This is a genomic window from Variovorax sp. (genome assembly GCF_965279555.1).
GTDB lineage: Bacteria > Pseudomonadota > Gammaproteobacteria > Burkholderiales > Burkholderiaceae_C > Variovorax.
The window spans coordinates 2,177,762-2,202,925 of record NZ_OZ257247.1 but is presented as its reverse complement, the minus strand read 5'-3'; the positions used below and the strand labels follow the sequence as shown (position 1 = coordinate 2,202,925).

Sequence of the window (25,164 nt, the reverse complement as noted above, 5' to 3'; positions counted from 1 at the left end):
TCGGTGGCGCGCGCCGTGGTGCTGTGTGCGCTGGCGCTCGGCGGCTGCACCGCGTTCGATGCCCACTCTTTAGACCGTACGGCGCACGCGGCTGGCTGGCGCGCCGCGCAGGTCGTCGACGTGGGCCGCGCGGCCGATCTGGCGGGCACGGTCGACCGCGACTGCGGCACCGATGGCGGGCCCGATGCGCCTTACGCCGTCGTGCGCTACCGCAACGGCGGCGTGCGTTCGCGCTCGCTGGGCACCGGCCGGCTGCCGGCCGGGGCGGTGCCCAAGGTGGGCGACAAGGTGGAAGTGAACATCCTCGACTGCGCGGCGCCGCTGGCGGTCGCCGGGCAGGCAAGGCCGGCGGATCAGAGCGGCAGCGTCTCGGGCACGCCGTCGCGCTGAAGCCAGTCTTCGAACTCGTCGGACAGCCGCTGTGCCTCCCGCGTGGCCTGGCTCCAGGCCGCGATGCGCGCTTGCGCGTCGTTGGCGAAACGGATGAAGTCCTTGCGGTCGGGCAGCTTGCCGTTGGGCAGCGTCTTCACCCATTCGGGATCGGGCGCGAGCACCACCATGCGGTCGAGGAAGCCGCTGGCCTTGTGGCGCCAGCGCAGCCCCTTGTCGAGCCAGCCCGGCACCACCGCCTGCTGGAAATGCGGGTACAGCACCAGGCCGTCGTCAGCCGGCTGGTAGTCAAGGTGCAGGTGGTAGTCGGTGATGCCGCCGTCCCAGTAGGCGCCGCGCGGCGCGCCGGGAATGTCGTGCACCGCCGCCAGCAGGAAAGGAATGGAGCACGAGGCCTGCAGCACCATGTTGAAATTGGCCTCGCTCAGCGCATGCTGGCGGGTGCGAAAGTCCCGCGTGCCGAAAGGCAGCGCCGCGCCGGGCGTGGAAAACACGCAGCGCTCCAGCCACGCGCCCAGCCCCTTGCGGTTCAGGCTGTTGGTGGCGAAGGCGCCCAGGTAGCCCACCGGCGTACGCGCCCTGCCCTCGCGCCCGAGGATGTGGCGCCCGCGTGAAGTCACCACGTGCAGCCGGTAGCGCGGATGGTTCAGTACCTCGGCAATGCGCCCGCCGTAGAAATCGTCGAGGCTCTCGGCAAAGCGCTGGCTGAGCTGCTGCGGGCTCAGCCGCTTCTGCCCCGGCGGCACCTCGAACTGCTGGCGCACGTAGTCATGCTCGAAGCGCTGGAAAGCCGCCTCGGGGTCCGACAGGCATGCCGTCGACAGCCGCCACGCGCCAATGGAAGCGCCCACCAGGTGCACCTGCTGGCTGCTCTGCGTGAGCCAGCGGCCGAAGATGAAGCGGTCGAGCGGCCCGAGGATCAATCCCTTGGGCCCACCCGCCGCGCCGGGAATGGTGCGCACGTCCTGCGGGCGCAGGCCGTGCTGCTCGATGTGCTTGCGGGCCGCGGGGCCGGCGTAGATGCGCAGTGCTTTCATGCCCGCGTGTATTCGAAAGGATTGAGTATTTCGACGCCGAACCCCGCGAAGTCATTCACGTTGCGGGTTACCACGGTCAGCGCGTGCTGCTTTGCCGTAGCGGCAATCATGGCGTCTTCGTACAGCGTGTTCGAGCTGCGATGCATCAGCTTCGCCCAGAGCCTGAAGGTTTCCGCGTCCATGGGACGCACGTTGTACGACGCCGCCACCAGCGAGGCCCATTGCTCGATCTCGTTGGCCTTGGCCGCGTCCTGTTCGCGCGTGAGTTCGATGCCGGCCTGGATCTCTCCGAGCGTCACCGCCGAGAGATGAAGATCGCTGTCTGCAATGGTCGTGAGCCACTCGACGACCGCACCATGCGGACGAGGCCTGCGAAGCTCGGAAATGATGTTCGTGTCCAGCAGATACATGCCGGCCTCAGCGCATTGGCGTGACGCTGCGCCTGCGCGCGGCGCCCCGCTGCGGGACCAGGAACTCGGTGCGCGCTTCCGCCGAAAGAAGCAGTTCCTTGAGCGACGGCTTGGCGGTGGCATGCAAACGCCGCCATTCCGCTGCCGGAACGAGTACGGCCACCTCGGCGCCACGCTTCGTCACCATTTGCGGCCCCTCGACCAGGGAGGCTTCGAGGAACTCGCTGAAACGCGCCTTCGCGTCCTGCACAGGCCAGGTTTTCATGACGACCACCGATCAAACTAGTTAGATGACTAGTTTAACAGGCACGTGCCACCTGGCCATTCCTTACTTGCGCAGCCCCTGCAGCTTGGCGAACGCGCTGGCCATCTGGCCAGCCGGCTGCGGCGAGTTGTCGCGGCGGCCTTGCTGCTGGCCGCGCCCCGCGCCCTCGAAGCGGTTGTCGCGCGGGCCGTCGCGGCGCGCGGGCGCCGCATCGAGCTTCATCGACAGGCCGATGCGCTTGCGCGCCACGTCCACTTCCATCACCTTGACCTTGACGATGTCGCCGGTCTTGACGACTTCTCGCGCGTCGTTCACGAACTTGTGGCTCAGCTGGCTCACGTGGACCAGGCCGTCCTGGTGCACGCCGAGGTCGACGAAGGCGCCGAACTGGGCCACGTTGCTCACGGTGCCCTCGAGGATCATGCCCTCGACCAGGTCCTTGATGTCGTCCACGCCATCGTTGAAGCGCGCCACCTTGAAGTCGGGGCGCGGGTCGCGGCCGGGCTTCTCTAGTTCGCCCAGGATGTCCTTGACCGTGATGACGCCGAATTTCTCATTGGCGAACAGCTCGGGCTTCAGCGTCTTGAGCATCTCGGCGCGGCCCATCAGCTCGGCAATGGGCTTGCCGGTCTTCACGATGATCTGCTCGACCAGCGGATAGGTTTCGGGGTGCACGCCGGTCACGTCCAGCGGATCGGTGCCGCCGCGGATGCGCAGGAAGCCCGCGCTCTGCTCGAAGGCCTTGGGGCCGAAGCCGGTCACGTCGAGCAGCTGCTTGCGGGTGGCGAACGCGCCGTTGGCCTCGCGCCAGCGCACCACCGCCTTTGCCACGCTGGCAGAGAGGCCCGAAACGCGGCTGAGCAGCGGCACGCTCGCGGTGTTGAGGTCCACGCCCACCGAGTTCACGCAGTCTTCGACCACCGCCTGCAGCGTGCGGGCGAGTTCGCTCTGGTTCACGTCGTGCTGGTACTGGCCCACGCCAATGCTCTTGGGGTCGATCTTCACCAGTTCGGCCAGCGGATCTTGCAGGCGGCGCGCAATGGAGGCCGCGCCGCGCAGGCTCACGTCGACGTCGGGCATTTCCTGCGAGGCGAATTCGCTGGCCGAATACACCGAGGCACCGGCCTCGCTCACCACCACCTTGTCGACCTTGATCTCGGGCGCGCCGGCCTGCGCGGCCATCTTGGCCAGCAGCTTGATGAGGTCGGCGGCCAGCTTGTCGGTCTCGCGGCTGGCGGTGCCGTTGCCGATGGCGATCAGGTTCACGCCGTGCTTGGCGCACAGCTTGCCCAGCGTGTGCAGCGAACCTTCCCAGTCCTTGCGCGGTTCGTGCGGGAACACGGTGGCGGTCTCGACCAGCTTGCCGGTGGAATCGACCACGGCCACCTTCACGCCGGTGCGGATGCCGGGGTCAAGCCCCATCACCACGCGCGGGCCGGCGGGCGCGGCCAGCAGCAGGTCGCGCAGGTTGTCGGCGAACACCTTGATGGCGACCTTCTCGGCGTCTTCGCGCAGGCGGGTGAACAGGTCGCGCTCGGTCGACAGGGCCAGCTTGACGCGCCAGGTCCAGGCCACGCATTTGCGCAGCAGGTCGTCCGCCGGGCGGCCGGCATGGCTCCAGCCCAGGTGCAGCGCGATGCGGCCTTCGGCGATGCTGGGCTTCCCCGGCTCGGGCTCGACCGGCAGCACCAGCTTGGCGTCCAGGATGTCGAGCGCGCGGCCGCGGAACACGGCCAGCGCGCGGTGCGAGGGCACGCGGCCGATGGGCTCGTCGTACTCGAAGTAGTCGCGGAACTTGGCGACGTCGGCGTTGTTCTCGTCCTTGCCGGCCATCAGGCTGGACTTGAGCAGGCCTTCGGCCCAGAGCCATTCGCGCAGGCCCTGCACCAGGGCGGCGTCTTCGGCCCAGCGCTCGGAAAGAATGTCGCGCACGCCGTCGAGCACGAGCGGCACGGTGGAGAAATCGGGGCCCGGCTTGCCGTCGTCCAGCGTGGTGGCGGGCTGCAGGAAGGCCTTGGCTTCCACCGCGGGGTCGAGCGTGGGGTCGGCCAGCAGTTTGTCGGCCAGCGGCTCGATGCCGAATTCGCGGGCGATCTGGCCCTTGGTGCGGCGCTTCTGCTTGAACGGCAGGTAGAGGTCTTCCAGTTCCTGCTTGGTCGGCGCGAATTCGATGGCGGCACGCAGTTCGGGGGTCAGCTTGCCCTGCTCGTCAATGGCCTTGAGCACCGCCACGCGGCGGTCCTCGAGCTCGCGCAGGTAGGAAAGGCGGGCTTCCAGTTCACGCAGCTGCGTGTCGTCGAGGCCGTCGGTGGCTTCCTTGCGGTAGCGGGCGATGAACGGAACCGTGGCGCCTCCGTCGAGCAGTTCGACGGAGGCCTTCACCTGGTTCTCGCCAACCTTTATTTCGGCGGCGAGCTGGCGAATGATTTTCTGCATGTCTTGAGCGCGTCCCTGGCAAAGCGCGGGAGTTTGCCATAGGCGCGAGCCGCGCCCGGCCGGGCGGCCCGGCGGGCGTGTTACAGCATGCTTTCGGACTCGGCCCGCTCGCTCGCCTGGGGGCCCCCCGCTGCCTGGGAGGGCACCAGCAGGCGCACGCAAAGGCCGTGCGGCGCGACGTCCATGACGGCCAGCTCGCCCCCGATGGCATCCGCGCGGGCGCGCATGCTGCGCAGGCCCTTGCCGAACTGCTCGGGCGGCTGGCCGGGCGCCGCGCCGATGCCGCGGCCGTTGTCACGCACCTCGAGCACCAGCCCTTGGGCGCCGCTTTGCGGGCCGAAATGCAGCTCGACGCGGGTGGCGTGCGAGTGGCGCAGCGCGTTCGACAGCGCCTCCTGCGCGACCCGGCACATCTGCATGGTGGATTCGGGCGGCAGCGGCCGGGCATGCGCCGAAGCGGCGATGTCCCACACCAGCGCGATGCCCAGCCGGTTGAAGGCGGGCTGCAAACGGTAGCGCAGGTGGGCCAGCCGCTCGACGGCGGTGGCGGTGGTCTGGTCGTCCAGGTCGTCCACCGTCATCTGGAGTTCGAGCAGGCAGGCCTGCAGGGCCATCGACAGGCTGTCGGGGGCGGCGGCGGCCTTCGGGTCCTGGCTGGCCAGCAGCGCCACCAGCCGGGAGCCCACGCCGTCGTGCAGGTCGTTGGCGATGCGCCGGCGCTCGGCCAGCACCGCTTGCACCAGGCGGCCGCGCGCGACGCGGCGCTGCGAGAAGTACCAGATGCTCACGATCATGCCCAGCACCACCACGTTGAGCGCCTGCAGCGCCCAGAAGGTGGCGGGCATGTCGTGCGCCATCACGGTGATGGTGGAGGTGGCCCGCAGCACCTGCGCCGTCACCGGCGTGAGGTGCATCGCGGCGGCCAGCCCTGCCCACATGAGCACGCGGCGGCGGGGAATGCGCGGCCACAGCCAGGTCAGCAGCGTGCACCACGAGGCTATCGACAACCACACGTACTGGTCTTCCAGGAAGTGCGGTAGATGAAAGACCTGCGGCGTCAGCATTGCGCCCCCTAGAGCAGGCCCCGGTGGGACGCGAAGCTCACCGCCTGGGCCCGGGTGTGTGCGTGCAGCTTGCGGTAGATGTTCTTGACGTGGGCGTTAACCGTCTGGGCACTGATGGTGAGCTGCAATGCGATCTCTTCGGTCACATACCCCGTCGCTACAAGTCGCAACACTTCACGCTCCCTTGACGATAGCGTCGCCTTGCTGTCCGGCGGGCGCACCGGGTTCACGTTCGAGCGCTTGTGATCGAGGTGCACGAGCAGCCTGCGGGCCAGCCGGGGGGTGATGGCGGCGCCCCCGTTGACCACCTGCAGCACGGCCTGCGCATAGCTCTGGAACCATGCGTTCTTGACCAGGTAGCCCGATGCGCCGAGCTCGAAGGCATGCAGCACCTGGGGTTCGTCCTCGAGCGCCGAAATGACGATGATCTCGGCCGCGCTGCGGTGTTTCTTGGCCTCTTCGATCAGCTCGAATCCGCTGCCGTCACCGAGGCGGATGTCCACCATCAGCACATCGAATTCATGCTGCATCAGCAGCCGCCGTCCTTCGCGCAGGGTGCCGGCCTGGCCTTCGAGCTGGATGCGCAGATCGCTCAGCAACTCCTGGGCGATGACGCGTCTCACGAAGGGGTCGTCGTCGACCAGAAGAACTCGCACCGGCTTGGTCTCTTGGCCGGTCAGAAAGTCAGGCCACGGAAGTGTGTCGGCAGACGGTGCGAGCAGCCCGCCGAACTGTCCAGGGGGGGAATATTTCCTAGCCCCAGTTCCGATGTCTGTCAATGAAATGTCGAGTTCGCTTTCCATTCCAACCCCTTTGTGACAAATGGACTACCGTGTTCGTGACCAAAAGTTAATCCATTTCCATTCAAAATCTTGAATTAAGTTTTTTTGTTTACTTTGGTTGCATTCTGTTGCGGATATGCATTTGTGTCCAACGAAAGTTGTAGTTTTCGAGGATGCCGCCGCATGGAGAAGCGGTTTCAAGCACCGGTTCCGGAGCCGCTCATCCACGCCTTTCGCCATAGCCTCGCATTACCCAGCCTGGGGCATTTTTCTATCCCTCCTCGACGCTGAAACTGCGTTCCGGTCGCCACGGAAACATTTCATTCCGCGTTCACAGACCGTTAGCTGATAGCCGGATGGTCCGGCGATCAGGTTCGTTTCACACACTTTCGAGGAAGCATCATGAAGAAGACTCTCATTGCAATCGCAGTGGTTCTGGTGGGAAGCGTTGCCTCGGCAACCAGCACGACGGCCCTCGCCGCCACCAGCACGACGACCGGCTCTTCCAGTTCCGCCGGATCGGTGGCAGCCAGTTCCGGCACGGGCAGTGCATTGAGCTACAACGCAGCCAACTCCAGCTCGTCGGCCAGCGCCAACGCAGCAGGCGGCGCAGTCAGCTTCCCGGGCATCCGGCTCGGCGGTGCAACGGCCGGCGGCACGGCAACCACGCAAGGCTCGGTGACCAGCGTGGCCGCAACGACCGGCAACGGCCTCGCGGTGGGCGGCGCCAACGCTTCTGCCAATGCCGGCGCGGCTTCCAACGCCCACTACAGCGCTGGCGGCTCGAACCCCATCAGCGGCAGTGCCGGCGGCAGCGCCAGTTCGGTCACCAACAACACGGCCGCGACAGCTGCCGGTCCTGGCGGCGGCCTGGCCATCGTGACCCGCACGTCGGGCACGACCTCGGGCTACAGCGCTTCTTCCGGCGCGGTCAACGGCTTCATCAACGGCACCACCACGTCGGCAACCGCAGGCTCGACCGGCGGCTCCTTTGGCGTGACCAACGTCAGCTTCGGCAATGCCGGCGGCTTCAGCAACGGTGGCGGCACCGGCGGCCTGGCCGGCGCCGGCGCAACCGCATCGGCACCCTGAACTTCCGATGTAGCGGTTGTTGAACTCGGAAATGGGGAGGGGCCATGCCCCTCCCCTAGCCTTCAAAGGAGTTGAAAAAATGAAAAAATTGCTTTTCCTCGCATTGCTGACGGTATCCGCGGCGGCAATGGCTCAGACGACGGCAGGCGGCGCGAACAACGGCTCGAGCAGCTCGGCCACGACGTCGGCCCAGGGCAACAACCAGGCCGTGACGTTCGCGAGTCCCTCGAACACCACTTCGAGCGTGACGAGCACCCAGAACGTCAACAGCAGCGGCACGACAGGCGTCGAGTACGGGGGCAGTTACACGATCAAGAACGTGCCGTCGGTCAACGGACCCAACCTGACCACCAGCAACGACACTTGCATGGGCAGCACCAGCGCGAGCGCCAACGGCCCCGGTGTAGGCCTCAGTTTCGGCACCACCTGGACGGACGAGCACTGCAAGCGCCTGAAGATGAGCCGCGAGCTCTGGAACAAGGGCATGAAGGCAGCGTCGCTGGCAATGGACTGCATGGACCCGGCGGCCCAGGCGGCGCTGGAGATGACGGGGACCAAGTGCCCGCAATCGATGACCGCCGACGAGCGCGTAGGCGCCTACGGACCGCAAGCCTCGTCGGCTGGCGCGCCCACGGTTTCCTCGACGCGACCCGTAGCCCCTGCTGCCCCCGTCGCCTCCGCGCCCATGCCCCCCGTGGCGATGGCTCCGCCGGCGCCCGTGCCTGCCCCGCCACCGGCACCGGTCGCGGTGGTGCAACCCTCGCCCGTCGCCGCCGCGGAGCCGGTTGTGCAACCCGTCGCGCAGCCGGTGGCTGCAGCCGAGCCGCCGGCCGTGGTCTCGATGCCGGTATCCAGCGCGACGGTGACGACCATCGATGCCAGCGACGTGGCGGCCGCCCTGCGCGCGCAGCGCATCCTGTCGGCGGAGCCGGTCGGCGACATCGCCACCGCGCCGCAGTCGACGGCCTACCCGCAGTGAGCGCGCGGAGTCCATGATGACCAGGACCGTATTTCTCTGGACCGCGGCGTGTTGCCTGGCAACAGCCGCGGCGGCGGCCCCGCCGCCCTTGGACACGCTGCGCATCCAGCGCATGAACATGGGCAGCGGCTTGCAGAACGCATCCGGCACCGACAAGGCCCAACCGGTAGGCGACCTCGGCGTGTGGCATGTGCCGCAGTACATGCCCGGCTACCCGACGGCGGCGACCATCTGGCCGCGCGTCGTCATCATCCAGTGCGAAGGCGACGTGTGCCCCGGCTACGAGGTCACGCCGGAGCTGGGCCGCGGCGAGTATCTGTTCTTCCTGCCGACGCGCAAGTAGGGTCGGCAGCAGGCGCCGCGCGAGCAGCGCCTTGCCTTAACCTTCGCGCATGACACCTTTCGCGCGCGTCCTGCGCGTTTTTCGTGCCCTCGTCCGCGCGTTGGGCACCGCGCTCCTCGTTCCTCTGCTGCTTTTCGAGGAGTGGGGCTGGGAGCCGCTGGCCGCGCTCATGGCGCGGCTCGCGCGTCTTCCCCTATGGGCGCGCCTCGAAAACCGCCTGCGCCAACTGCCGCCCTGGGGCGCGCTGCTGGCCTTCTTCGTGCCGGTGATATTGCTTCTGCCGGTGAAGGTGCTCGCCCTCTTCCTCTTCAGCCGTGGTCATGCCGCCACCGCGCTGACCGTGCTGGTGCTCGCCAAGCTGGTGGGCACGGCCATCGTGGCGCGGATCTTCCAGCTGGTCGAGCGGCCGCTCATGCGCATTCCGTGGTTCGCGCGCTGGTATCCGCGCTGGAAAGCCTGGAAAGACCGGGTGCTCACCATCGTTCGGCAAAGCCGTCTGTGGCGGACGGTGCGCGCGGTCAAGGCACGCATCGCGCGGGGATGGCGGCGATTCAGGGAGGGCTGAGTTAATTTTACCCGGGTGTATTGCCGGTTTAATTTAATCCGGGTAATATTCGGCGCATGAACCTGTCACCCGAAAACAGGCGCGCCCTGAGCCGCCAATACAAGGAATCCGTGCGCCCGGCAGGCGTCTTCGTCGTGCGAAACACGGTGAACGGCCGTATCTATGTGGCCGGCAGCCTCGACGTCGAAGGCGCGATGAACCGTGCGCGCTTCGAGCTCTGCATGGGCTCCCACCGCTGCAAGCCTCTGGGGCAGGACTGGGCAGCGCAGGGCGCGGCGCATTTCAGCTTCGAGGTGATCGACCGGGTCAAGGAGCGCGAGGACGATCCCGCCTTCGACCGCAAGGCAGAACTCGAAAAGCTGCTCGCTCTCTGGCAGGAAGAACTGCAGTGTTTCAGCGAGAAGGGCTACAACAAGCCATGAGCACCGATGCCCTCTCCTTCTGCCTGGACCTGGGCCGCGCCCACGCCAGCCTGGCGCTGAAGCTGGACGACGATCTCGGTGCTTTCCACGGCTTGAATTTCGCCGACTTCACCCTCCTCTATCTGTTGTTGCGCACGGAGCAAGGCCGCATGCCGATGGCAGACCTGGCGCGCACGCTGGGGCTGCCGATGTCGGCGCTGATCCGCAAGATGGTGCTGCTCGAGAAAACGGGCCTGGCCGAACGCGTGGCAGGTGCCGGCACCGACAACAGCCGCCATGCCGCGCTTCGCTCCGGCGGACGGCAACTGGTGCGCGATGCGGCCGCGACGGTCGAAGCGCACTGCAAGGAGGCAGTCCGCTCCATCGATCAGCGGCACTTGTCCGACGCCCACGCCGTGCTGCGGGCGATATGAGCGACAACGCGGCGCACACGTGGGCGCCGCAGCGGGTAGATTACGCAACTCGTTTCTCCCGGCCTCCTCTTTCGACAGGAATCAGGAAACACAACATCCGCATGTCACCAGACACCCCTCCCACCACCCTCACGGTGTTCTTCGATTTCCGGCGCATCGCACGCGGCACCCGCGCCGAAGTGCTCGACCAGCTTCGTCGCCGCGACGACCCCGGGCCCTATCTCGTGTTCGACGACCAGACCGGTGCGCAGCTCGACCTCGATCTGCGCGAACTGCCCGACCCCGAAGCCGAACACCGCGACGAAACGCCGCGCGGCGTCGGTCGCCCCAAGCTCGGCGTGGTCGCGCGTGAAGTCACGCTGCTGCCGCGCCACTGGGACTGGCTCGGCCGCCAGCCCGGCGGCGCCTCGGTCGCGCTGCGCAAGCTGGTCGACGAGGCGCGCCGCGTGCATGCCGATCGCGACGCCGTGCGTGCCGCGCGCGAGACCACCTACCGCGTCATGACCGCCATCGCGGGCAACCTGCCCGGCTTCGAGGAAGCCACGCGCGCCCTGTTCGCCGGCGAGGAGCAACGCTTCGGCAACCTGATCGAACCCTGGCCCGCCGACCTGCGCGCCCACCTGCAAGAACTGTCCGCCCCCGGCTGGAGCCATGAATGAGAGTACCCACTGAAGCACCCGGCACGACGGGCCCCAGCGGCATGAAGGGCGTGCCGGTCGCGCCCGCCGGCGCCGCGCGGCCGTTGTGGAAGGTCTTCCTTTTCTTCCTCGCGCCGATGTTGCTCAGCAACATCCTGCAATCGCTCTCGGGCACGCTCAACAACATCTACGTCGGGCAGATGCTCGGCGTGAGCGCGCTGGCGGCCGTGTCGAGCTTCTTCCCGGTGATGTTCTTCTTCATCGCCTTCATCATCGGCCTGGGCGCCGGCGCCTCGGTGCTGATCGGCCAGGCCTGGGGCGCGCGCGACGCCGCCAAGGCCAAGGCCGTGGCCGGCACCACGCTCACCGTGGGCGTGCTCGCGGGCCTCGTCATCGCTGTGTTCGGCGGGGCCTTCACCACGCCCATGCTGGCTTCGCTGGGCACGCCGCCCGACGTGCTGGCCGACTCCACCCGCTATGCCCGCATCATGCTGATCGCGATGCCGGGCGTGTTCGTGTTCCTGCTGGCCACCGCCATGCTGCGCGGCGTGGGCGACACCGTGACGCCGCTGCTCACGCTGATGATCTCGACGCTGATCGGGCTGGTGGTCACGCCGGCGCTCATCCGCGGCTGGGGCGGCCTGCCGCAGCTCGGCGTGGCCAGCGGCGCCTGGGCCTCGGTGCTGTCGTTCGCGGTGGCGACCACCTGGCTGGGCTTCCGGCTGCGCCAGCGCAAGAGCCCGCTGGCGCCCGACGCGGAGTTCATGCGCCACCTGCGCATCCAGCCGCAGCTGCTGAAGGCAGTGCTCAAGATCGGCGTGCCCACGGGCGTGCAGATGATCGTGGTCGCGCTGGCCGAAGTGGTGCTGCTGTCGATGGTCAACAGCTACGGCTCCAGCGCCACTGCCGCCTACGGCGCGGTGAACCAGGTGGTGGCGTACGTGCAGTTTCCGGCCATTTCGATCGCCATCACCGCGTCGATCCTCGGCGCGCAGGCCATTGGCGCGGGCCGGGCCAACCGGCTCGGCGCCATCGCCAAGACCGCGCTGCTGATGAACGTGGTGCTGACCGGCAGCCTGGTGGTGCTGGGCTATCTGTTCTCGCGCCACCTGATGGCATTCTTCATCACGAGCGAGCCAGTGCTCGAGATCGCGCAGACGCTGCTGCACATCATGCTGTGGAGCCTGGTGATCTTCGGCATGGCAGCGGCGCTGTCGGGGGTCATGCGGGCCAGCGGCTCGGTGCTGGTTCCGACGCTGATCTCCATCGTCTGCATCCTGGGTGTCGAAGTGCCGGTGGCGTATGCCATGAGCCACCGCATCGGGCTGGACGGCATCTGGATCGCCTACCCCGTGACCTTCGGCGCGATGCTGCTGCTGCAGACCGCGTACTACCAGCTGGTCTGGCGCAAGAAGGCGATCCACCGGCTGGTGTAGACACCGGCAGGGCCACGGCGGCGGATCACGCCCCGTCGTAGGCCCTGCGCACCTCGGCGATGTCGAGCTTGACCATCTTCATCATCGCCTGCATTGCGCGCGCGGCCTTGGCCGCGTCCTTGTCCTGGAACATCTGGATCAGGCCGTCGGGCACGATCTGCCACGACACGCCGTAGCGGTCGGTGAGCCAGCCGCACTGCACCGGCTCGCCACCGCCTTCGAGCAGCCTGTTCCAGTAGTTGTCGACCTCGGCCTGCGTCTTGCACCGCAGGTACATCGAGATGGCCGGGGTGAACTTGTACTGCGGCCCGCCGTTGATCACCATGAACTCCTGCCCTTCGAGCTCGAAGATCGCGGTGAGCAGCTGTCCCTTCAGTGCGGGGTTGGTGTCGCCCCAGAGCAGTTTGTCGGTCACGCGCGAGTTCGGAAAAATGCCGGTGTAGAACTTCAGCGCGTCTTCGCCGTTGCGGTCGAACCAGAGGCAGGGAACGATCTTTTGCATGCGGGTCTCCTTTGCTTCAACGATGAACCAGAGAGTTCAGTATCGAAGCGGTGGGCGTCCCTTGTCAACAGAGTCGCCCGCAAAGGCAGAATGGAAAAACCAAAGGACGCCCATGACCACCACCACCTCGTCGACACCCGAAGCCGCCCGAGCCTATGCCGTCGAGATGCACGGCGACCAGAAATACGGCGTGCACCCGTACGTGCACCACCTCGATGCCGTCGCCGCCCTGCTTCAGCCCTATGGCGAGCAGGCACGCGTCGTCGGCTTCCTGCACGACGTGGTGGAAGACACCGAAGCCACCGTGGCCGACGTGCAATCGCGCTTCGGCGACCTCGTCGCCAAGTGCGTGGCGCTGTTGACCGACGCGCCCGGCGCCAATCGCAAGGAACGCAAGGCCAAGACCTATGCGGCGCTGGCGAAAGTGACTGGCGATGAGGAACTGGCGCTGGTGGTGAAGGCGGCAGACCGGCTTGCCAATGTGCGGGCCTGCGTGGCGGACGGGCACCGCACGCTGTGGGACACCTATCACGGCGAGCATCCGACCTTCAGGGCGGCTGCGTTCAGGGCGGGGCAATGCGATCCGCTGTGGACGGAACTGGACGCCCTGCTCTCGCCCGCGCACATGCCCGCGGCCTAGACGCCGTTGCGCGGGCTCGAAAACTCCATCCCCCCATCCGCCACCGACCCGAAGCGCAAGCTCATCAGATCGCGCGCGTAGTTCTGGTACAGCCGCCACGGCGCGCGCGAGCCCTGCTTCGGGAACTTGCCTATCGAGCGCTGCACGTAGCCCGAAGAAAAATCGAGCCACGGCTCGGCTATCAGCGCCGGATCGGTGTTGCGCGGCATGCACTGCCGCCAGCCGTGCTTGTCCATGTGGTTGAGCAGCCGGCAGACGTACTCGCAGGTCAGGTCGCACTTCAATGTCCATGAGGCATTCGTGTAGCCGAACGACGACGCGAGGTTGGGCACGTCGCTGTACATCATTCCCTTGTAGTTGAAGGTCGCGGCCGGATCGACGGAAACGCCGTCGACATCGAGTGCGACGCCGCCGAGCACCTGCAGGTCGAGCCCTGTGGCGGTGACGATCAGGTCGGCCTCCAGCTCCTTGCCCGACTTAAGCCGGATGCCACGCGGCGTGAAGCGGTCGATGTGGTCCGTGACCATCGAGGCACGGCCCGCATTCAGTGCCGCGAACAGGTCGCCATCGGGCACGAGGCACAGCCGCTGATCCCACGGGTTGTACCGCGGCGTGAAGTGCGTGGCTATGTCGTAGCCCGGCCCCAACGCCTGGCGAACGCCGCCCAGGATCATCCGCTTGGCACGCTCCGGTTTGCGCCGCGCAAGACGAAAGAACAGCATGCTCAGCAACACGTTCTTCCACCGCGTGATGCCATACGCCAACCGTGCCGGCAAGAGGCGCCGCAAACGGTTGGCCAAGGGGTCTTCGGCCGGGCGCGACACCACGTAGGTCGGCGAGCGCTGCAGCAGCGTGACGTGCGCGGCGGTCTTCGCCAGCGCGGGCACCAGCGTCATCGCGGTGGCGCCGCTGCCGATCACGACCACGCGCTTGCCTGCGTAGTCCAGGTCGTCGGGCCAATGCTGCGGATGGACGATGCGGCCGGTGTAGTCGGCGGTGCCCGCGAACTCCGGCGTGTAGCCGGCCGTGTAGCTGTAGTAGCCGCTGCACATGAAGAGGAAGTTGCAGCTCATGCGAAGCGGCTCGCGCCCTGGGCCGTGCTCGATGTCGACCCACCACCGTGCTTCGGGCGTCGACCAGGAGGCGCGCACCACGCGATGTTCGAAGCGGATCTTCCGGTCGATGCCATGTGCCTGCGCTGTCTCACGCACGTACTTCAGGATCGACGGGCCATCGGCAATGGCCTTGGCCTGCGTCCACGGCCGGAACGAATAGCCCAGCGTGTACATGTCGGAGTCCGAGCGGATGCCCGGGTAGCGGAACAGGTCCCAGGTGCCGCCGCTGCGTTCGCGCCCTTCGAGGATCGCGTAGCTGCGCCCCGGACAGTTGGCCTGGAGGTGGTAGCCGGCGCCGATGCCCGAGAGGCCGGCGCCGACGATCAATACATCGAAGTGTTGTTCTTCCTGCACCGGAATGTCTCCTCAGTCTCAGGTCTTGCCGCCGGCTCCTTCCGCGGTGGCCGTGCGCCGGATCATCACCCATGCACTTGCCGCGCTCAACACCGCCAACCCAGCACCCAGCAGCATCACCCACCGGAACCCCGCCACGAACGACTCGGCCACAGCCCGCTTGAGCGCCGCCGCCGTAGCCGCATCGACACCCGCAGGCATCGCCGCGCCGGCCAGCTTGCTGCGCTCGCCTTCCAGGAACGCCGACACCTGCGCCGAGGCGCCGATCTCGCGCAACTGGCCTGCCAGAGCCACGTCGAAGACCGCCGCCATGACCGCGCCGAACACCGCGATCGCCAGCACCGCCGCCGCGCGCGACACCGCGTTGTTCACCCCCGAGGCCACGCCCGCCAGGTCGGGCCCGACCGCGTTCATGACCGTGGTCGTGAGCGGTGCGACAGTCACCGCCATGCCCAGGCCCAGCACCAACACGGCTGGCAGGAAGCCGCTCCAGTAGCTCGCGCCGACGCCCGGCAACGCGAACAGCGCGAAGCCCACGGCGGCGATGGAAGGTCCGACGACCAGCGGAATGCGCGGCCCGAACCGGTCGACCAGTTGCCCCGCCCAGCCCGAGAGCGCGAACATGATGAAGATGAACGGCAGAAGCGCCGCGCCCGCCACCGTGGCCGAGTAGCCCTGCACCTGGATCAGGTTGAGCGGAAAGAAATAAAGGCTGCCGCCCAGCGCCGCGTACAGCAGCAGCGTCAGCAGGTTGGCGCCGCTGAAGTTGCCTATGCGCAGCAGCCCGAGCGGCAGCATCGGCGCGCGCACCTTGCGCTCTGCAAGGAAGAAGCCCGCGCTGCCCAGCACGCCGACGGCCAGCGCGGCCAACACTGCCGGTGCGCGCCAGCCCTGCGTGGGCGCCTCGATGAAGGCATAGACGATGCCGCCCAGCCCAACAGTGGCCAGCAGCGCGCCCCAGATGTCGAGCCCTCCGCCGGCCGAGGCGCCGCGGCTTTCCGGCACGTGGCGCCACACGATCCACAGCACCAGCAGAGCCATCGGCAGATTGATGAGAAACGCCCAGGTCCATGAGAAGTGGTCGACCAGGAAGCCGCCGAGCACCGGCCCCACCGCCGCCGTGATGCCGCTGAAGCCCGACCAGGTGCCGATGGCCTTGCCGCGTTCCTTCTCGGGAAAGGCGGCGCTGATGAGCGCGAGGCTGCCCGGCACCAGCAGCGCGCCGCCGATGCCCTGCACCGCCCGCGCCGCAATGAGCTGCTGCACGCTGCCCGCGAGCGCGCAGGCCACAGAAGACACGGCGAAGAGGCCCACGCCGATCGCGAAGATGCGGCGGCGCCCGTAAAGGTCGCCCAGCGCGCCGCCCACCAGCAGCAGCGCGGCGAGCAGCAAGGCATAGGACTCGACCACCCATTGCGCCTGGAAGGCGGTGGCATGCAGGTCGGACTGGATGGCCGGCAGCGCGACGTTGACCACGGTGCCGTCGATGAAGGCCATGCTGGAGCCGACGATGGCGGCAGCCAGCACCCAGGGCTTGGAGGCTTCGGGGCAGGCGCTTTCCTGCGGCCTGGCTCCGTGCAGGATCAGCGTGTCGTCGCAGGGCGCCTTGCCGATCTGTGCCATGAGGGTCTCCGGTTTATTGCTCCTGCCCCCGCTCTGCCAAGAGAAAGAGTCAGGTCGCGCAGGTCGTCGCCGACGGATTCGCGCGCGCCGCATCCACGCTGTGCGCCATGGCCGCCGCCGCCGCGGCTGTCACACGCTGCGCACCACGCGCCACCGCGTCCATGCCGCTGCCCACGGCTTCGCCGAGGTTCAGCTGGCACACCAGCGTGCGCGCTTCGTCCGAACGCCGCAAGGTCCAGCTGAAGCCGGCATCCACGCGCCCGCCATCGACCGCGTCGAACTGCCGCAGCTGCACCGCGATGCGCCACACCGGCTGCGATGTCTGCCGGCCGCCCTTGGTCACGTCGAGCGCACCGAGCCGACCGGCGATGCCGCTGGCCAGCGCATCGCGCAACTCGTTCTCGAAGGACGAGGCCCAGCGGTGCTGCTCCAGCACCTCGACCTGCACGCTGCCGTTGGGCTGGCGCACGACCATCTGCGGGCGGGCGAAGCGCTCGGGCACGGCCACCGGCGCCAGCTCGATGTAGAGCGGCACTGCGCCGCCAAGCGTCGAGGGCGCCGCGTCGGCGGCGATGACCGGGCTCGCGAGCGTGTAGTAGTTGTCGGGCTTGCTGGCGCAGCCTGCGAGCATGGTCGCCAGCGTGGCCGTCAGTGCGATGAATGCAAGTTTCAGCTTCATTTCTTGTCGTCCGGTTTGCCGCGCAGCAGCGATTCGGGATGGCGCTCGAGGTAGTCGGTCAGCACGCGCACCGAGCCGGCCGCGCGCGTCAGTTCGCGCAGCGTCTGGCGCATGTCCTGCTGCAGCGGAGAGTCGTCGGCCAGCGTGCGCTCTGCCGTGTTGACGGTCTTGCGCACGTCCTTCATGGCCGCCGCCAGCTCGGGCGTGACGTCGCTGTTGATGCGGTTCACGGTCTGCTCGGTGGCGGTCAGCGTCTTGTTGAGCGTGGCGAGCGTGGTGCGCAGGTCGCCGGCGATCTGCTCATAGGGCACCTTGTTGAGCTTGGTCGCGATTTCCTGCACCTGCGACTGGATCTCGTCGAGGCTGTTGGCCACCGTGGGCAGCTCGATCGGGTTCTTCGTCACGTCGATCCTGGCAGCCGGCGCCTTCGGGAAGAAGTCGAGCGCCACATAGACCTGCCCGGTCAGCAGGTTGCCGTTGCGAAGCTGGGCGCGCAGGCCCTTCTCCGCCAGGAAGCGCAGCCGCTCCTGCTGCGTGGCGCGCGACTCGGTGGCCTCGGTATTGCCGTGGTTCTCCTTGCGGCGCAGCCGGTCGGGGTAGACCTGCACCAGCACCGGCATGCGGAACTCGCGCTCGGCGCGGTCGAACTCCACGCCGATCGACTTGACCTCGCCGATCACCACGCCGCGGAAGTCGACCGGTGCGCCCGGCGTCAGGCCGCGCAGCGACTGGTTGAAATACATCAGCAGCGTCTGCGAGGGACCGTCGGGCTCCTTCATGGCCGTGGCCTCGTCCTGCGCCAGCGTGAACGATGCGTTGGCCTTGGCCAGCGGACCCATCGCGTCGTCGGGCGCCTGGAACGCGATGCCGCCCAGCAAAATGGTTGCGAGCGACTGCGTGCGCAGCGTGAAGCCACTGGCGCTGAGCTGCGCGTCGATGCCGCTGGCCTGCCAGAAGCGCGTGTTCATGCCGACGAACTTGTCGTAGGGTGCATTGATGAACACGCGGATGGTCACGCCGCGCCCGTCGCCGTCCAGTTCGTAGGCGGCCACCTGCCCGACCTTCACGCGCCGGAAGTACACGGGCGAGCCCACGTCGAGCGAGCCCACGTCGTTGGCGCGCAGAAGAAACTGCTGGCCCGAGTCGTCGCGCGTGACGATGGGCGGGGTTTCGAGCCCGGTGAATTCACCCGAGGTTTCCTTCGATACCCCCGCGTCGGCGCCTATGTAGGCACCCGACAGCAAGGTGTTCAGCCCCGAGATGCCCGAGGTGTCCAGCCGCGGGCGCACCACCCAGAAGCGCGAGTCCGATGCGGTGAAGCTCTCGGCGTCCTTGTTGAACTGCACCAGCACGCGCACATGCGAGCGGTCGCGCGCCAGCCGCAGGCGAGTGACGAGGCCGATCTGCACGTCCTTGTACTTGACGGCTGTCTTGCCGGCCTCCAGGCCCTCGGCGGTCTTGAAGGTCAGCACCACCTCGGGGCCGCGCTCCATCAGGATGCGCGCCACCAGCGTGATGCCGACCAGCGCCGCGACGATGGGAATCAGCCAGATCAGCGAAGGCAGCCATTCGCGCCGTCGCGCCACGCGTGGCCTGGGGAGCGCCGGGGGCGCCGGTTTGTCGTCTTGCGGTTGCTCTGGTTCACTCATGCTGGTTTCTCGTCCCTTTTGCCACGTTCCTGCGGAACTTCACGGCCCTCGGCGAGGGCCTGCTCTTCCTTGCTGTCCCAGGTGAGCTTCGGATCGAAGCTCAGCGAAGCCAGCATCGTGAGCACCACCACGGAGCCGAAGGCCGCGATGCCCACGCCCGCGGTGATGACCGCGAAGCCCTGGATCTGCACCAGCCCGGTCAGCAGCGACACCACGAACACGTCGAGCATCGACCAGCGGCCGATGACCTCGATGATGTGATAAAGCCTTGCCCGCTCGCGCTGGCGCCAGGTGCTGCCGCGCTGCGCCAGCACCACAAGCAACAACAGGACCGCGAGCTTGAACAGCGGCACCAGGAAGCTGGCGATGAAGACGATGGCCGCGAGGCCGTAGGCGCCCGACACCCAGAAATAGATGACGCCGCTCAGGATCGTGTCGTACTGCGCGCCGAACAGCGTGCGCGTGATCATCACCGGCAGCAGGTTGGCCGGTATATACATCATGCAGGCCGCGATCAGGAAGGCCCAGGTGCGGTTCAGGCTCTGCGGCTTGCGCGTATGCAGATGGGTGCCGCAACGGCCGCAGGCCTCGCCCTCCTCCGCGTCCTTCCAGACCGCGCCGCAATGCCGGCAGGCCAGCAGGCCGAGCGACGCGGCGGTGGCGACCGGGGCGTCATCGTCCTCATGATCGTCATGGGCGTGCTCTTCTCGAGCGGCCTTGCGAAAGGGAAAAAGCTTCATGCGGACGCCCCGCCCTCGTCCGTGTCGGCATCGGACGCCTTCGGCCGGAAGGTCATTTCCCAGAACGCGCCGGGGTTGAACGAAAGCACCGCCGTCAGCATGACCGTGAGCGCCACGAAGGCCCAGAGCGCCGGCCCCGGCACCACAGTCGCCATGCTCGACAGCTTGACGATGGCCACCAGCACGCCCAGCAGGAACACTTCGATCATTCCCCAGGGCCGCAGCGACTGCATCGCCCGCACCAGCAGCGCGAAGCCCGCGGGCCGATGCTCGCGGCTCAGCGGCACCAGCAGGTAGGCCAGGATGCACAGCTGCAGGAACGGAAAAAGAATGGTCGTGGCCAGCACCAGCAGCGCCACCACCGACATGCCCTCGGCGCTCAGCGCCACCACCGCGCCGGCCAGCGTGGTCTGGCTGCGCAGGCCCTGCAGCTCGATCTCGACGATGGGAAACAGGTTGGCGATGGCGAACATGATCAGGCAGGCCACCGTCAGCGGAAGGATGCGGCGCTGCTGCTGGCCGGGGTGCCGGGCCAGCTCGGTGCCGCAGCGCGGGCAATGCGCCACGTCGCGGGGGTGCAGCGGCGCGCGGCTGTAGATCGCGTCGCAGCCGGGGCAGACCACCGTGTCAGGTACTTCCTTCATAGGTCAGCACCCTAACTCATTCAGCCGCCCGGTTTTGTCGTCTTGAGGCGCAAGCTGCTGAAGACGGCCGCCACCGCCGCGCAGCAGGACGCCAGCACCAGCGCGACCACCGGGCCGTGCCCGCCGTGCGGACTCCAGAGGCTGAAAACCGCCGCCAGCACCACGGCGCCCAGCGTCTGCCCGGTCAGCCGGGCCGTGCCCAGCATGCCGCTGGCCGCACCGCTGCGGTGCGCCGGCGGCGAGGTCACGATGGTGTGGTTGTTGGGCGACTGGAACAGCCCGAAGCCCAGCCCGCACAGCGCCATGCGCCAGGCGATGTCGGCATTGCCCGGGTGCGCCGGCAACGCCGCCAGCAGTGCCAGCCCGCCGGCCAGCAAAGCCAGGCCGATGCCGCCGAGCAGCCCGTCGGGGTAGCGGCCGATCAGCCGCCCGGCGATGGGCGCCATGACCACGATGCCCAGCGGCCACGCGGTGATGAGCAGGCCGGCCTCGATGTGGCTGCGGCCGTAGGCGTCGAGCAGCAGGAACGGCAGTGCGATATAGGCCAGCATCTGGGCGCAGAACGCCGCCACTGAAGTGCCCATGGACAGCGCGAACACCGGAATGCGCAGCAGGTCGATGGGGAAAAGCGGCACCGCCTGCCTGCGCTGCCGCCGCAGGTAGACGAAGCCCACCGCCAGCCCGGCCAGCAGGATGCCCCAGGCCGAGGCCTGCGAGCCGCCGGCGCCCTGCACCCCGCCTTCGCGTACGCCCAGGCGGTCGACGCCCAGGAACACCAGCGAGAACATCAGCACGTTGAGCGCCACGTCCACCGGCGAGAAGCGCAGCCCGGCGGCCGGCGCCACCCGGTTGAACGGCAGCGCCCGCATGCCCAGCGCAAAGGTGACGATGCCCAGCGGCACGTTGATGGCAAAGAGCCACGGCCACGAAGCCACCGAAAGAATGGCCGCCGCCACCGAAGGCCCCGCCACCGACGAAGTGGCCACCACCAGCGAATTCAGCGCCATGCCCTTGCCCAGCTGCGACGAGGGGTACGTCAGCCGCACCAGCGCCGCATTCACGCTCATGATGCCGGCCGCGCCCAGCCCCTGGAAGGCGCGCGCGGCGGTCAGCGTGGCGAGCGAATTGGCGAAGGTGGCCGCCAGCGACGACAGCGTGAACACCGCCAGCCCCACGAGGTACACGCGCCGGTAGCCGACCAGGTCGCCCAGCGACGCCAGCGGCAGCAGCATGACCAGCGTGGCGATCTGGTACGCGTTGACCACCCAGATCGCCTGCGACGGGCTGGCCTGCAGCTCGCGCGCGATGCCCGGCAGCGCAAGGTTGACGATGGTGCCGTCGAGAACCGACACGATCAGCCCGAGCACGATGACCAGCATCGCCCAGCGGCGCTCGCGCGGGGCCAGACCGTCGACGGGCACCGGGCCCGTTGTGCCTTCGGTCGCCGGAAGCGCAGTGCCTGCGCGCACGGTGTTCATCGCTCAGGCCTGCTGCGTCCGCGCGGCGGGTTCGGAGCGCACGCCGCCCAGCGTGAGCCAGGTCAGCACCAGCGCGATCAGCGCGCCGGCGGCCATGCCGGCCACCATCGGCAGCGGGCGGCCGTCGGTGAAGAGGCCCACCAGCGCCATAGCCAGCGCGCCCGTCAGCATCTGCAGCGTGCCGAGCAGCGCCGAGGCGGTACCCGCGATGGCGCCGTGCATCTCGAGCGCCAGCACGCCGGTGGTCGGGATCACCAGCCCCATGAAACCCGAGGCGATGAAGTACAGGACGATGAGCACCCAGATGTTGTCGCCGCCCGCCGCGAAGTACACGAACATCGCGACCATCGCCACGCCGCAGCAGACCACGCCGAACTTCACCAGGTTGACCAGCCCGTAGCGCTCGCCCAGCGCCCCCGTGAACTGCGACGCCGCAATAAAGGCGGCGGCGTTCACGCCGAAGGCCACGCTGTACATCGCGGGCGACAGGCCGTAGTGGTCGATCATCACGAACGACGAATTGGCCAGGTAAGTGAAGAAGCCCGCCATCGCGAAGCTGCCGATGAACACCAGCCCCAGGTAGTGCCGGTCGCGCAGCAGCAGCCAGTAGGCCGAAAGCGCGCTGCCGAGGCTGCTTTCCACGCGCTCCGAAGCCGGGCGCGTCTCGTCGAGCAGCTTGACCATCATGGCAAGGCCTGCCACCGCCGCGATGGTCACGGCCCAGAACACGCCGCGCCAGCCGGCGAAAGCGATGACCGCGCTGCCAGCGAGCGGCGCAAGGATCGGCGACACGCTGAACACCAGCATCAGCAGCGACATCAGCCGCGCCGCGTCGGTGCCGGTGTGCAGGTCGCGCACCACCGCGCGCGGAATCGCCATGCCGGCGGCGGCGCCCAGGCCCTGGACGAAGCGCAGCACGATCAGCGTCTGGATGTCGGTGGCCATGGCACAGCCCACGCTCGCGAGCGCGAACAGCACCAGCCCGGCATACAGCGGCGGCTTGCGCCCGACCATGTCGGAGATCGGACCGTAGAGAAGCTGGCCCGCGCCGAGCGAAAGGAAGAACGCCGTGAGGCTCATCTGCACCGCGCCGATGTCGGCATGCAGGCTCTGGCCGATGGCCGGCAGCGCCGGCAGGTACATGTCGATGGCGAAAGGCCCGATGGCCGAGAGCAGGCCCAGCAACAGGGCCATCTTGAAGAAGGGAGAAGAACGCATTGACCCGATTGTCGCCAAGCGCGGCAATCGCTGCAGCCGTGGGGTCTGCGCTCAGGCGGCGCTAATTCTGGGCAAAGAATCGGTTGGCCGGGCGCGGCAGGCCGAGGTTCTCGCGCAAGGTACGACCTTCGTATTCACGCCGGAAGATGCCGCGGCGCTGCAGTTCCGGCACCACCTTGTCGACGAATGCGTCGAGCCCGCCGGGCAGCCACGGGAACATGACGTTGAAGCCGTCGCAGCCTTCGGCCTCCAGCCATTCCTGCATTTCGTCGGCAATGCCTTGCTGCGTGCCGACGAATGCCAGGCCGCCGTAGCCGCCGAGGCGCTGGGCCAGCTGGCGCACCGTGAGGTTCTCGCGCCGCGCCAGGTCGATCACGCGCTCGCGCCCGCTCTGGCTGGTGTTGGTCTCGGGCACTTCGGGCAAGGGCGCGTCGGGGTCGAACTTGGAGGCATCGTGGCCGAGCGCGATGGAGAGCGAGGCGATGGCGCTGTCGTAGTGCACCAGGCTGTCGAGCCGGGCGCGGATGGCCCTGGCCTCTTCCACCGTATCGCCGACCACCACGAAGGCGCCCGGCAGGATCTTGAGGTGGTCGCGGTCGCGGCCGATCTTCTCCATGCGGCCCTTCACGTCCGCATAGAAGCGCCTGGCGTTGTCGAGCGTGCCGGGCGCCGAGAACACCACCTCGGCGGTCTCGGCCGCAAGTTGCCTGCCGGGCTCGGACGCGCCGGCCTGCACGATCACCGGCCAGCCCTGCACCGGCCGTGCGATGTGCAGCGGGCCGCGCACGGACAGGTACTTGCCCTTGTGGTTCAGCACGTGCAGCCGCGCGGGGTCGAAGAAGCGGCCGCTCTCGACGTCGCGCTCGAACGCATCGTCGGCCCAGCTGTCCCACAGGCCCGTGACCACGTCGTAGAACTCGCGGGCGCGGGCATAGCGCTCGTCGTGCGCCATGTGGTCGTCGCGGCCGAAGTTCAGCGCGGCGTCGGGGTTGGAGGTGGTGACGATGTTCCAGCCCGCGCGTCCTTCGCTCAGATGGTCTAGCGAGGCGAAGCGGCGCGCGATGTGAAAAGGCTCGTCGAAGGTGGTCGAGGCGGTCGCCACCAGCCCGATGTGCTGCGTGTGCTGCGCCAGCGCCGACAGCAGCGTGAACGGCTCGAACGATGTCACCGTGTGGCTGCGCTGCAGTGCTTCGACCGGCATGTTCAGCACCGCCAGGTGGTCGGCCATGAAAAAGGCGTCGAAGCGGCCGCGCTCCAGCGTCTGTGCGAGCTGCCTGATGTGCGCGAAGTTGAAGTTGGCGTCGGGCCATGCGCCCGGATAGCGCCAGGCGCCGGTGTGGATGCTCACCGGGCGCATGAAGGCACCCAGCCGCAATTGCTTGCCGGTGCTCATTTGCCGGCGGGCCAGAACACCAGCGCGCGCAGCTCGATGCTGCGGCGAGGCGGCGCTTCGGGCGCGCTGCCGGGATATTCGAAGGCTGTGTGCGCGGTAAAGCGCGCGATGCCGTCCTCGCGCGAGTCGTAGATCTTCAGCAGCAGCGCCTCGTCGGGCCGAAGCCGCGGAAACCAGTACCAGCGGTGGCCGGGGTTGTAGTTGAACGAATAGATTTCGCCGACCTTGTCGGGGTAGACGAGGTCGCTCGGCACCATGTCCTCGAAGGCGATGGATCGCGCGTCGCACAGCGCAAGCGGCAGCCGTTCCACCGTGGCCAGCGGGCGCCAGAGGTTGACGATGGCGAAGCGGTGCTTCAGGCGCTGCGCCGCTTCTTCGGGTGGCAGGTGGTCGCGCACGCGGAGCGGCGCGGAGACGAAGGTCTGGTCGTTGTGCACGCGGCGCACCGGCTCGCGCAGCTCGGCCGTGCGGCGCGAGCCCTGGGCGCTGTCGCGCAGCGTGTGGTCGAACACCACGATCTTCTCGGCGCCCGTGATGTCGCGCAGCAGCGCCTCTGACTCGCGGTAGTAGATGTCGCGGATGGTGGCGTCATGCGAGAAGTCGGCCACCGCGCTGCGGTGCGAGATCTGCGTGAAGCCGCTGCGGTCGAGCGACAACTCGTTCAACGCCACCAGCGGCCGGCCGTCGCGGATGGCCACGCGGCGCGGCTCCAGCTTGCCCGTGACCCACGGCGTGCCGGGCGGCGGCTCGAAGGTGTAGCTGACCGGGCGGCCCTCGCCCGCCTTCAGGTAATTGACTTCCGCCTCCACCGACGGCAGCGTGGCGGCCAGCAACTGGCTGTTCGATCCAACGCTCAT

Annotated in this window: 27 protein-coding genes; 10 read left to right on the top strand and 17 right to left on the bottom strand. The window is 68.0% G+C overall.

Annotated elements, in window-relative coordinates; all coding sequences use genetic code 11:
• Positions 1-3: 3 nt before the first annotated feature.
• Positions 4-390 carry a hypothetical protein gene (locus ACQY8B_RS10630; RefSeq protein ID WP_422089176.1) on the top strand — a complete coding sequence of 129 codons (387 nt, stop codon included), beginning with the start codon at positions 4-6 and terminating at the stop codon, positions 388-390.
• On the opposite strand, the gene ACQY8B_RS10625 is transcribed toward ACQY8B_RS10630, so the two are convergent.
• The 6 genes from ACQY8B_RS10625 to ACQY8B_RS10600 all read right to left on the bottom strand — a co-directional run bounded on the left by ACQY8B_RS10625 (position 354) and on the right by ACQY8B_RS10600 (position 6,405).
• Positions 354-1,427: a phospholipase gene (locus ACQY8B_RS10625; protein WP_422086670.1), complete on the bottom strand. Its 1,074-nt coding sequence runs from the start codon at positions 1,425-1,427 to the stop codon at positions 354-356. The two genes, ACQY8B_RS10630 and ACQY8B_RS10625, sit on opposite strands and share 37 nt — an antisense overlap.
• Entirely contained in the window at positions 1,424-1,837 is a 414-nt protein-coding gene (locus tag ACQY8B_RS10620; protein ID WP_422086669.1) for a type II toxin-antitoxin system VapC family toxin, read from the bottom strand. Before ACQY8B_RS10620 ends, ACQY8B_RS10625 begins: the two co-directional genes overlap by 4 nt.
• Positions 1,838-1,844: 7 nt before the next feature.
• A complete protein-coding gene (locus tag ACQY8B_RS10615) occupies positions 1,845-2,102 on the bottom strand; it encodes a type II toxin-antitoxin system Phd/YefM family antitoxin (RefSeq protein WP_422089175.1) in 258 nt (85 codons plus the stop codon).
• Between the two features lie 63 nt (positions 2,103-2,165).
• On the bottom strand, positions 2,166-4,538 hold the full coding sequence (locus ACQY8B_RS10610; RefSeq protein ID WP_422086668.1) for a Tex family protein: 2,373 nt from the start codon (positions 4,536-4,538) through the stop codon (positions 2,166-2,168).
• Positions 4,539-4,618: 80 nt separating this feature from the next.
• Complete coding sequence (locus ACQY8B_RS10605; RefSeq protein ID WP_422086667.1) at positions 4,619-5,602, bottom strand: sensor histidine kinase; 984 nt, start codon at positions 5,600-5,602, stop codon at positions 4,619-4,621.
• Between the two features lie 8 nt (positions 5,603-5,610).
• The gene (locus tag ACQY8B_RS10600) at positions 5,611-6,405 is read right to left on the bottom strand and encodes a LuxR C-terminal-related transcriptional regulator (protein WP_422086666.1); all 795 of its coding nucleotides are present in this window, start codon (positions 6,403-6,405) and stop codon (positions 5,611-5,613) included.
• 381 nt (positions 6,406-6,786) lie between these two features.
• On the opposite strand from ACQY8B_RS10600, the gene ACQY8B_RS10595 reads away from it, so the two are divergent.
• The 8 genes from ACQY8B_RS10595 (at position 6,787) to ACQY8B_RS10560 (ending at position 12,272) form a co-directional block, all read left to right on the top strand.
• Complete coding sequence (locus ACQY8B_RS10595; protein WP_422086665.1) at positions 6,787-7,476, top strand: hypothetical protein; 690 nt, start codon at positions 6,787-6,789, stop codon at positions 7,474-7,476.
• A 79-nt stretch (positions 7,477-7,555) separates the two neighbouring features.
• Positions 7,556-8,455 carry a hypothetical protein gene (locus ACQY8B_RS10590; RefSeq protein WP_422086664.1) on the top strand — a complete coding sequence of 300 codons (900 nt, stop codon included), beginning with the start codon at positions 7,556-7,558 and terminating at the stop codon, positions 8,453-8,455.
• Between the two features lie 16 nt (positions 8,456-8,471).
• Positions 8,472-8,798: a hypothetical protein gene (locus tag ACQY8B_RS10585; protein ID WP_428745014.1), complete on the top strand. Its 327-nt coding sequence runs from the start codon at positions 8,472-8,474 to the stop codon at positions 8,796-8,798.
• Between the two features lie 49 nt (positions 8,799-8,847).
• A complete protein-coding gene (locus ACQY8B_RS10580) occupies positions 8,848-9,363 on the top strand; it encodes a hypothetical protein (RefSeq protein ID WP_422086662.1) in 516 nt (171 codons plus the stop codon).
• Between the two features lie 56 nt (positions 9,364-9,419).
• On the top strand, positions 9,420-9,785 hold the full coding sequence (locus tag ACQY8B_RS10575; RefSeq protein WP_422086661.1) for a GIY-YIG nuclease family protein: 366 nt from the start codon (positions 9,420-9,422) through the stop codon (positions 9,783-9,785).
• On the top strand, positions 9,782-10,198 hold the full coding sequence (locus ACQY8B_RS10570) for an AsnC family transcriptional regulator (protein ID WP_422086660.1): 417 nt from the start codon (positions 9,782-9,784) through the stop codon (positions 10,196-10,198). Before ACQY8B_RS10575 ends, ACQY8B_RS10570 begins: the two co-directional genes overlap by 4 nt.
• Positions 10,199-10,299: 101 nt before the next feature.
• Positions 10,300-10,857 (top strand): DUF2239 family protein, encoded by a 558-nt coding sequence (locus ACQY8B_RS10565; protein WP_422086659.1) that lies wholly within the window; start codon positions 10,300-10,302, stop codon positions 10,855-10,857.
• A gap of 41 nt (positions 10,858-10,898) precedes the next feature.
• On the top strand, positions 10,899-12,272 hold the full coding sequence (locus ACQY8B_RS10560; protein ID WP_422089174.1) for an MATE family efflux transporter: 1,374 nt from the start codon (positions 10,899-10,901) through the stop codon (positions 12,270-12,272).
• A 25-nt stretch (positions 12,273-12,297) separates the two neighbouring features.
• Here the strand turns inward: ACQY8B_RS10560 and ACQY8B_RS10555 are convergent, their stop codons facing one another.
• Positions 12,298-12,774, bottom strand: a complete 477-nt coding sequence (locus ACQY8B_RS10555) for a VOC family protein (RefSeq protein WP_422086658.1) — start codon at positions 12,772-12,774, stop codon at positions 12,298-12,300.
• Positions 12,775-12,886: 112 nt separating this feature from the next.
• Between ACQY8B_RS10555 and ACQY8B_RS10550 the strand changes: the two genes are divergently transcribed.
• Positions 12,887-13,414 carry an HD domain-containing protein gene (locus ACQY8B_RS10550; RefSeq protein WP_422086657.1) on the top strand — a complete coding sequence of 176 codons (528 nt, stop codon included), beginning with the start codon at positions 12,887-12,889 and terminating at the stop codon, positions 13,412-13,414.
• Here the strand turns inward: ACQY8B_RS10550 and ACQY8B_RS10545 are convergent.
• The 10 genes from ACQY8B_RS10545 to ACQY8B_RS10500 all read right to left on the bottom strand — a co-directional run bounded on the left by ACQY8B_RS10545 (position 13,411) and on the right by ACQY8B_RS10500 (position 25,164).
• A complete protein-coding gene (locus ACQY8B_RS10545; protein WP_422086656.1) occupies positions 13,411-14,883 on the bottom strand; it encodes a flavin-containing monooxygenase in 1,473 nt (490 codons plus the stop codon). The two genes, ACQY8B_RS10550 and ACQY8B_RS10545, sit on opposite strands and share 4 nt — an antisense overlap.
• Positions 14,884-14,901: 18 nt before the next feature.
• Positions 14,902-16,506, bottom strand: a complete 1,605-nt coding sequence (locus ACQY8B_RS10540; protein ID WP_422086655.1) for an MFS transporter — start codon at positions 16,504-16,506, stop codon at positions 14,902-14,904.
• Between the two features lie 49 nt (positions 16,507-16,555).
• Positions 16,556-17,185, bottom strand: coding sequence for a PqiC family protein (locus ACQY8B_RS10535; RefSeq protein ID WP_422086654.1), 630 nt, complete (start codon positions 17,183-17,185; stop codon positions 16,556-16,558).
• A complete protein-coding gene (locus tag ACQY8B_RS10530) occupies positions 17,182-18,834 on the bottom strand; it encodes an intermembrane transport protein PqiB (protein WP_422086653.1) in 1,653 nt (550 codons plus the stop codon). Before ACQY8B_RS10530 ends, ACQY8B_RS10535 begins: the two co-directional genes overlap by 4 nt.
• Positions 18,831-19,574: a paraquat-inducible protein A gene (locus ACQY8B_RS10525; RefSeq protein WP_422086652.1), complete on the bottom strand. Its 744-nt coding sequence runs from the start codon at positions 19,572-19,574 to the stop codon at positions 18,831-18,833. The genes ACQY8B_RS10530 and ACQY8B_RS10525 overlap by 4 nt, the downstream gene beginning before the upstream one ends.
• Positions 19,571-20,218 (bottom strand): paraquat-inducible protein A, encoded by a 648-nt coding sequence (locus ACQY8B_RS10520; protein ID WP_422086651.1) that lies wholly within the window; start codon positions 20,216-20,218, stop codon positions 19,571-19,573. The genes ACQY8B_RS10525 and ACQY8B_RS10520 overlap by 4 nt, the downstream gene beginning before the upstream one ends.
• A gap of 20 nt (positions 20,219-20,238) precedes the next feature.
• A complete protein-coding gene (locus ACQY8B_RS10515) occupies positions 20,239-21,696 on the bottom strand; it encodes an MFS transporter (RefSeq protein WP_422086650.1) in 1,458 nt (485 codons plus the stop codon).
• A gap of 3 nt (positions 21,697-21,699) precedes the next feature.
• Entirely contained in the window at positions 21,700-22,914 is a 1,215-nt protein-coding gene (locus ACQY8B_RS10510; RefSeq protein ID WP_422086649.1) for a multidrug effflux MFS transporter, read from the bottom strand.
• Positions 22,915-22,975: 61 nt separating this feature from the next.
• Positions 22,976-24,307, bottom strand: a complete 1,332-nt coding sequence (locus ACQY8B_RS10505; protein WP_422086648.1) for an LLM class flavin-dependent oxidoreductase — start codon at positions 24,305-24,307, stop codon at positions 22,976-22,978.
• Positions 24,304-25,164: a CmcJ/NvfI family oxidoreductase gene (locus ACQY8B_RS10500; protein WP_422086647.1), complete on the bottom strand. Its 861-nt coding sequence runs from the start codon at positions 25,162-25,164 to the stop codon at positions 24,304-24,306. The genes ACQY8B_RS10505 and ACQY8B_RS10500 overlap by 4 nt, the downstream gene beginning before the upstream one ends.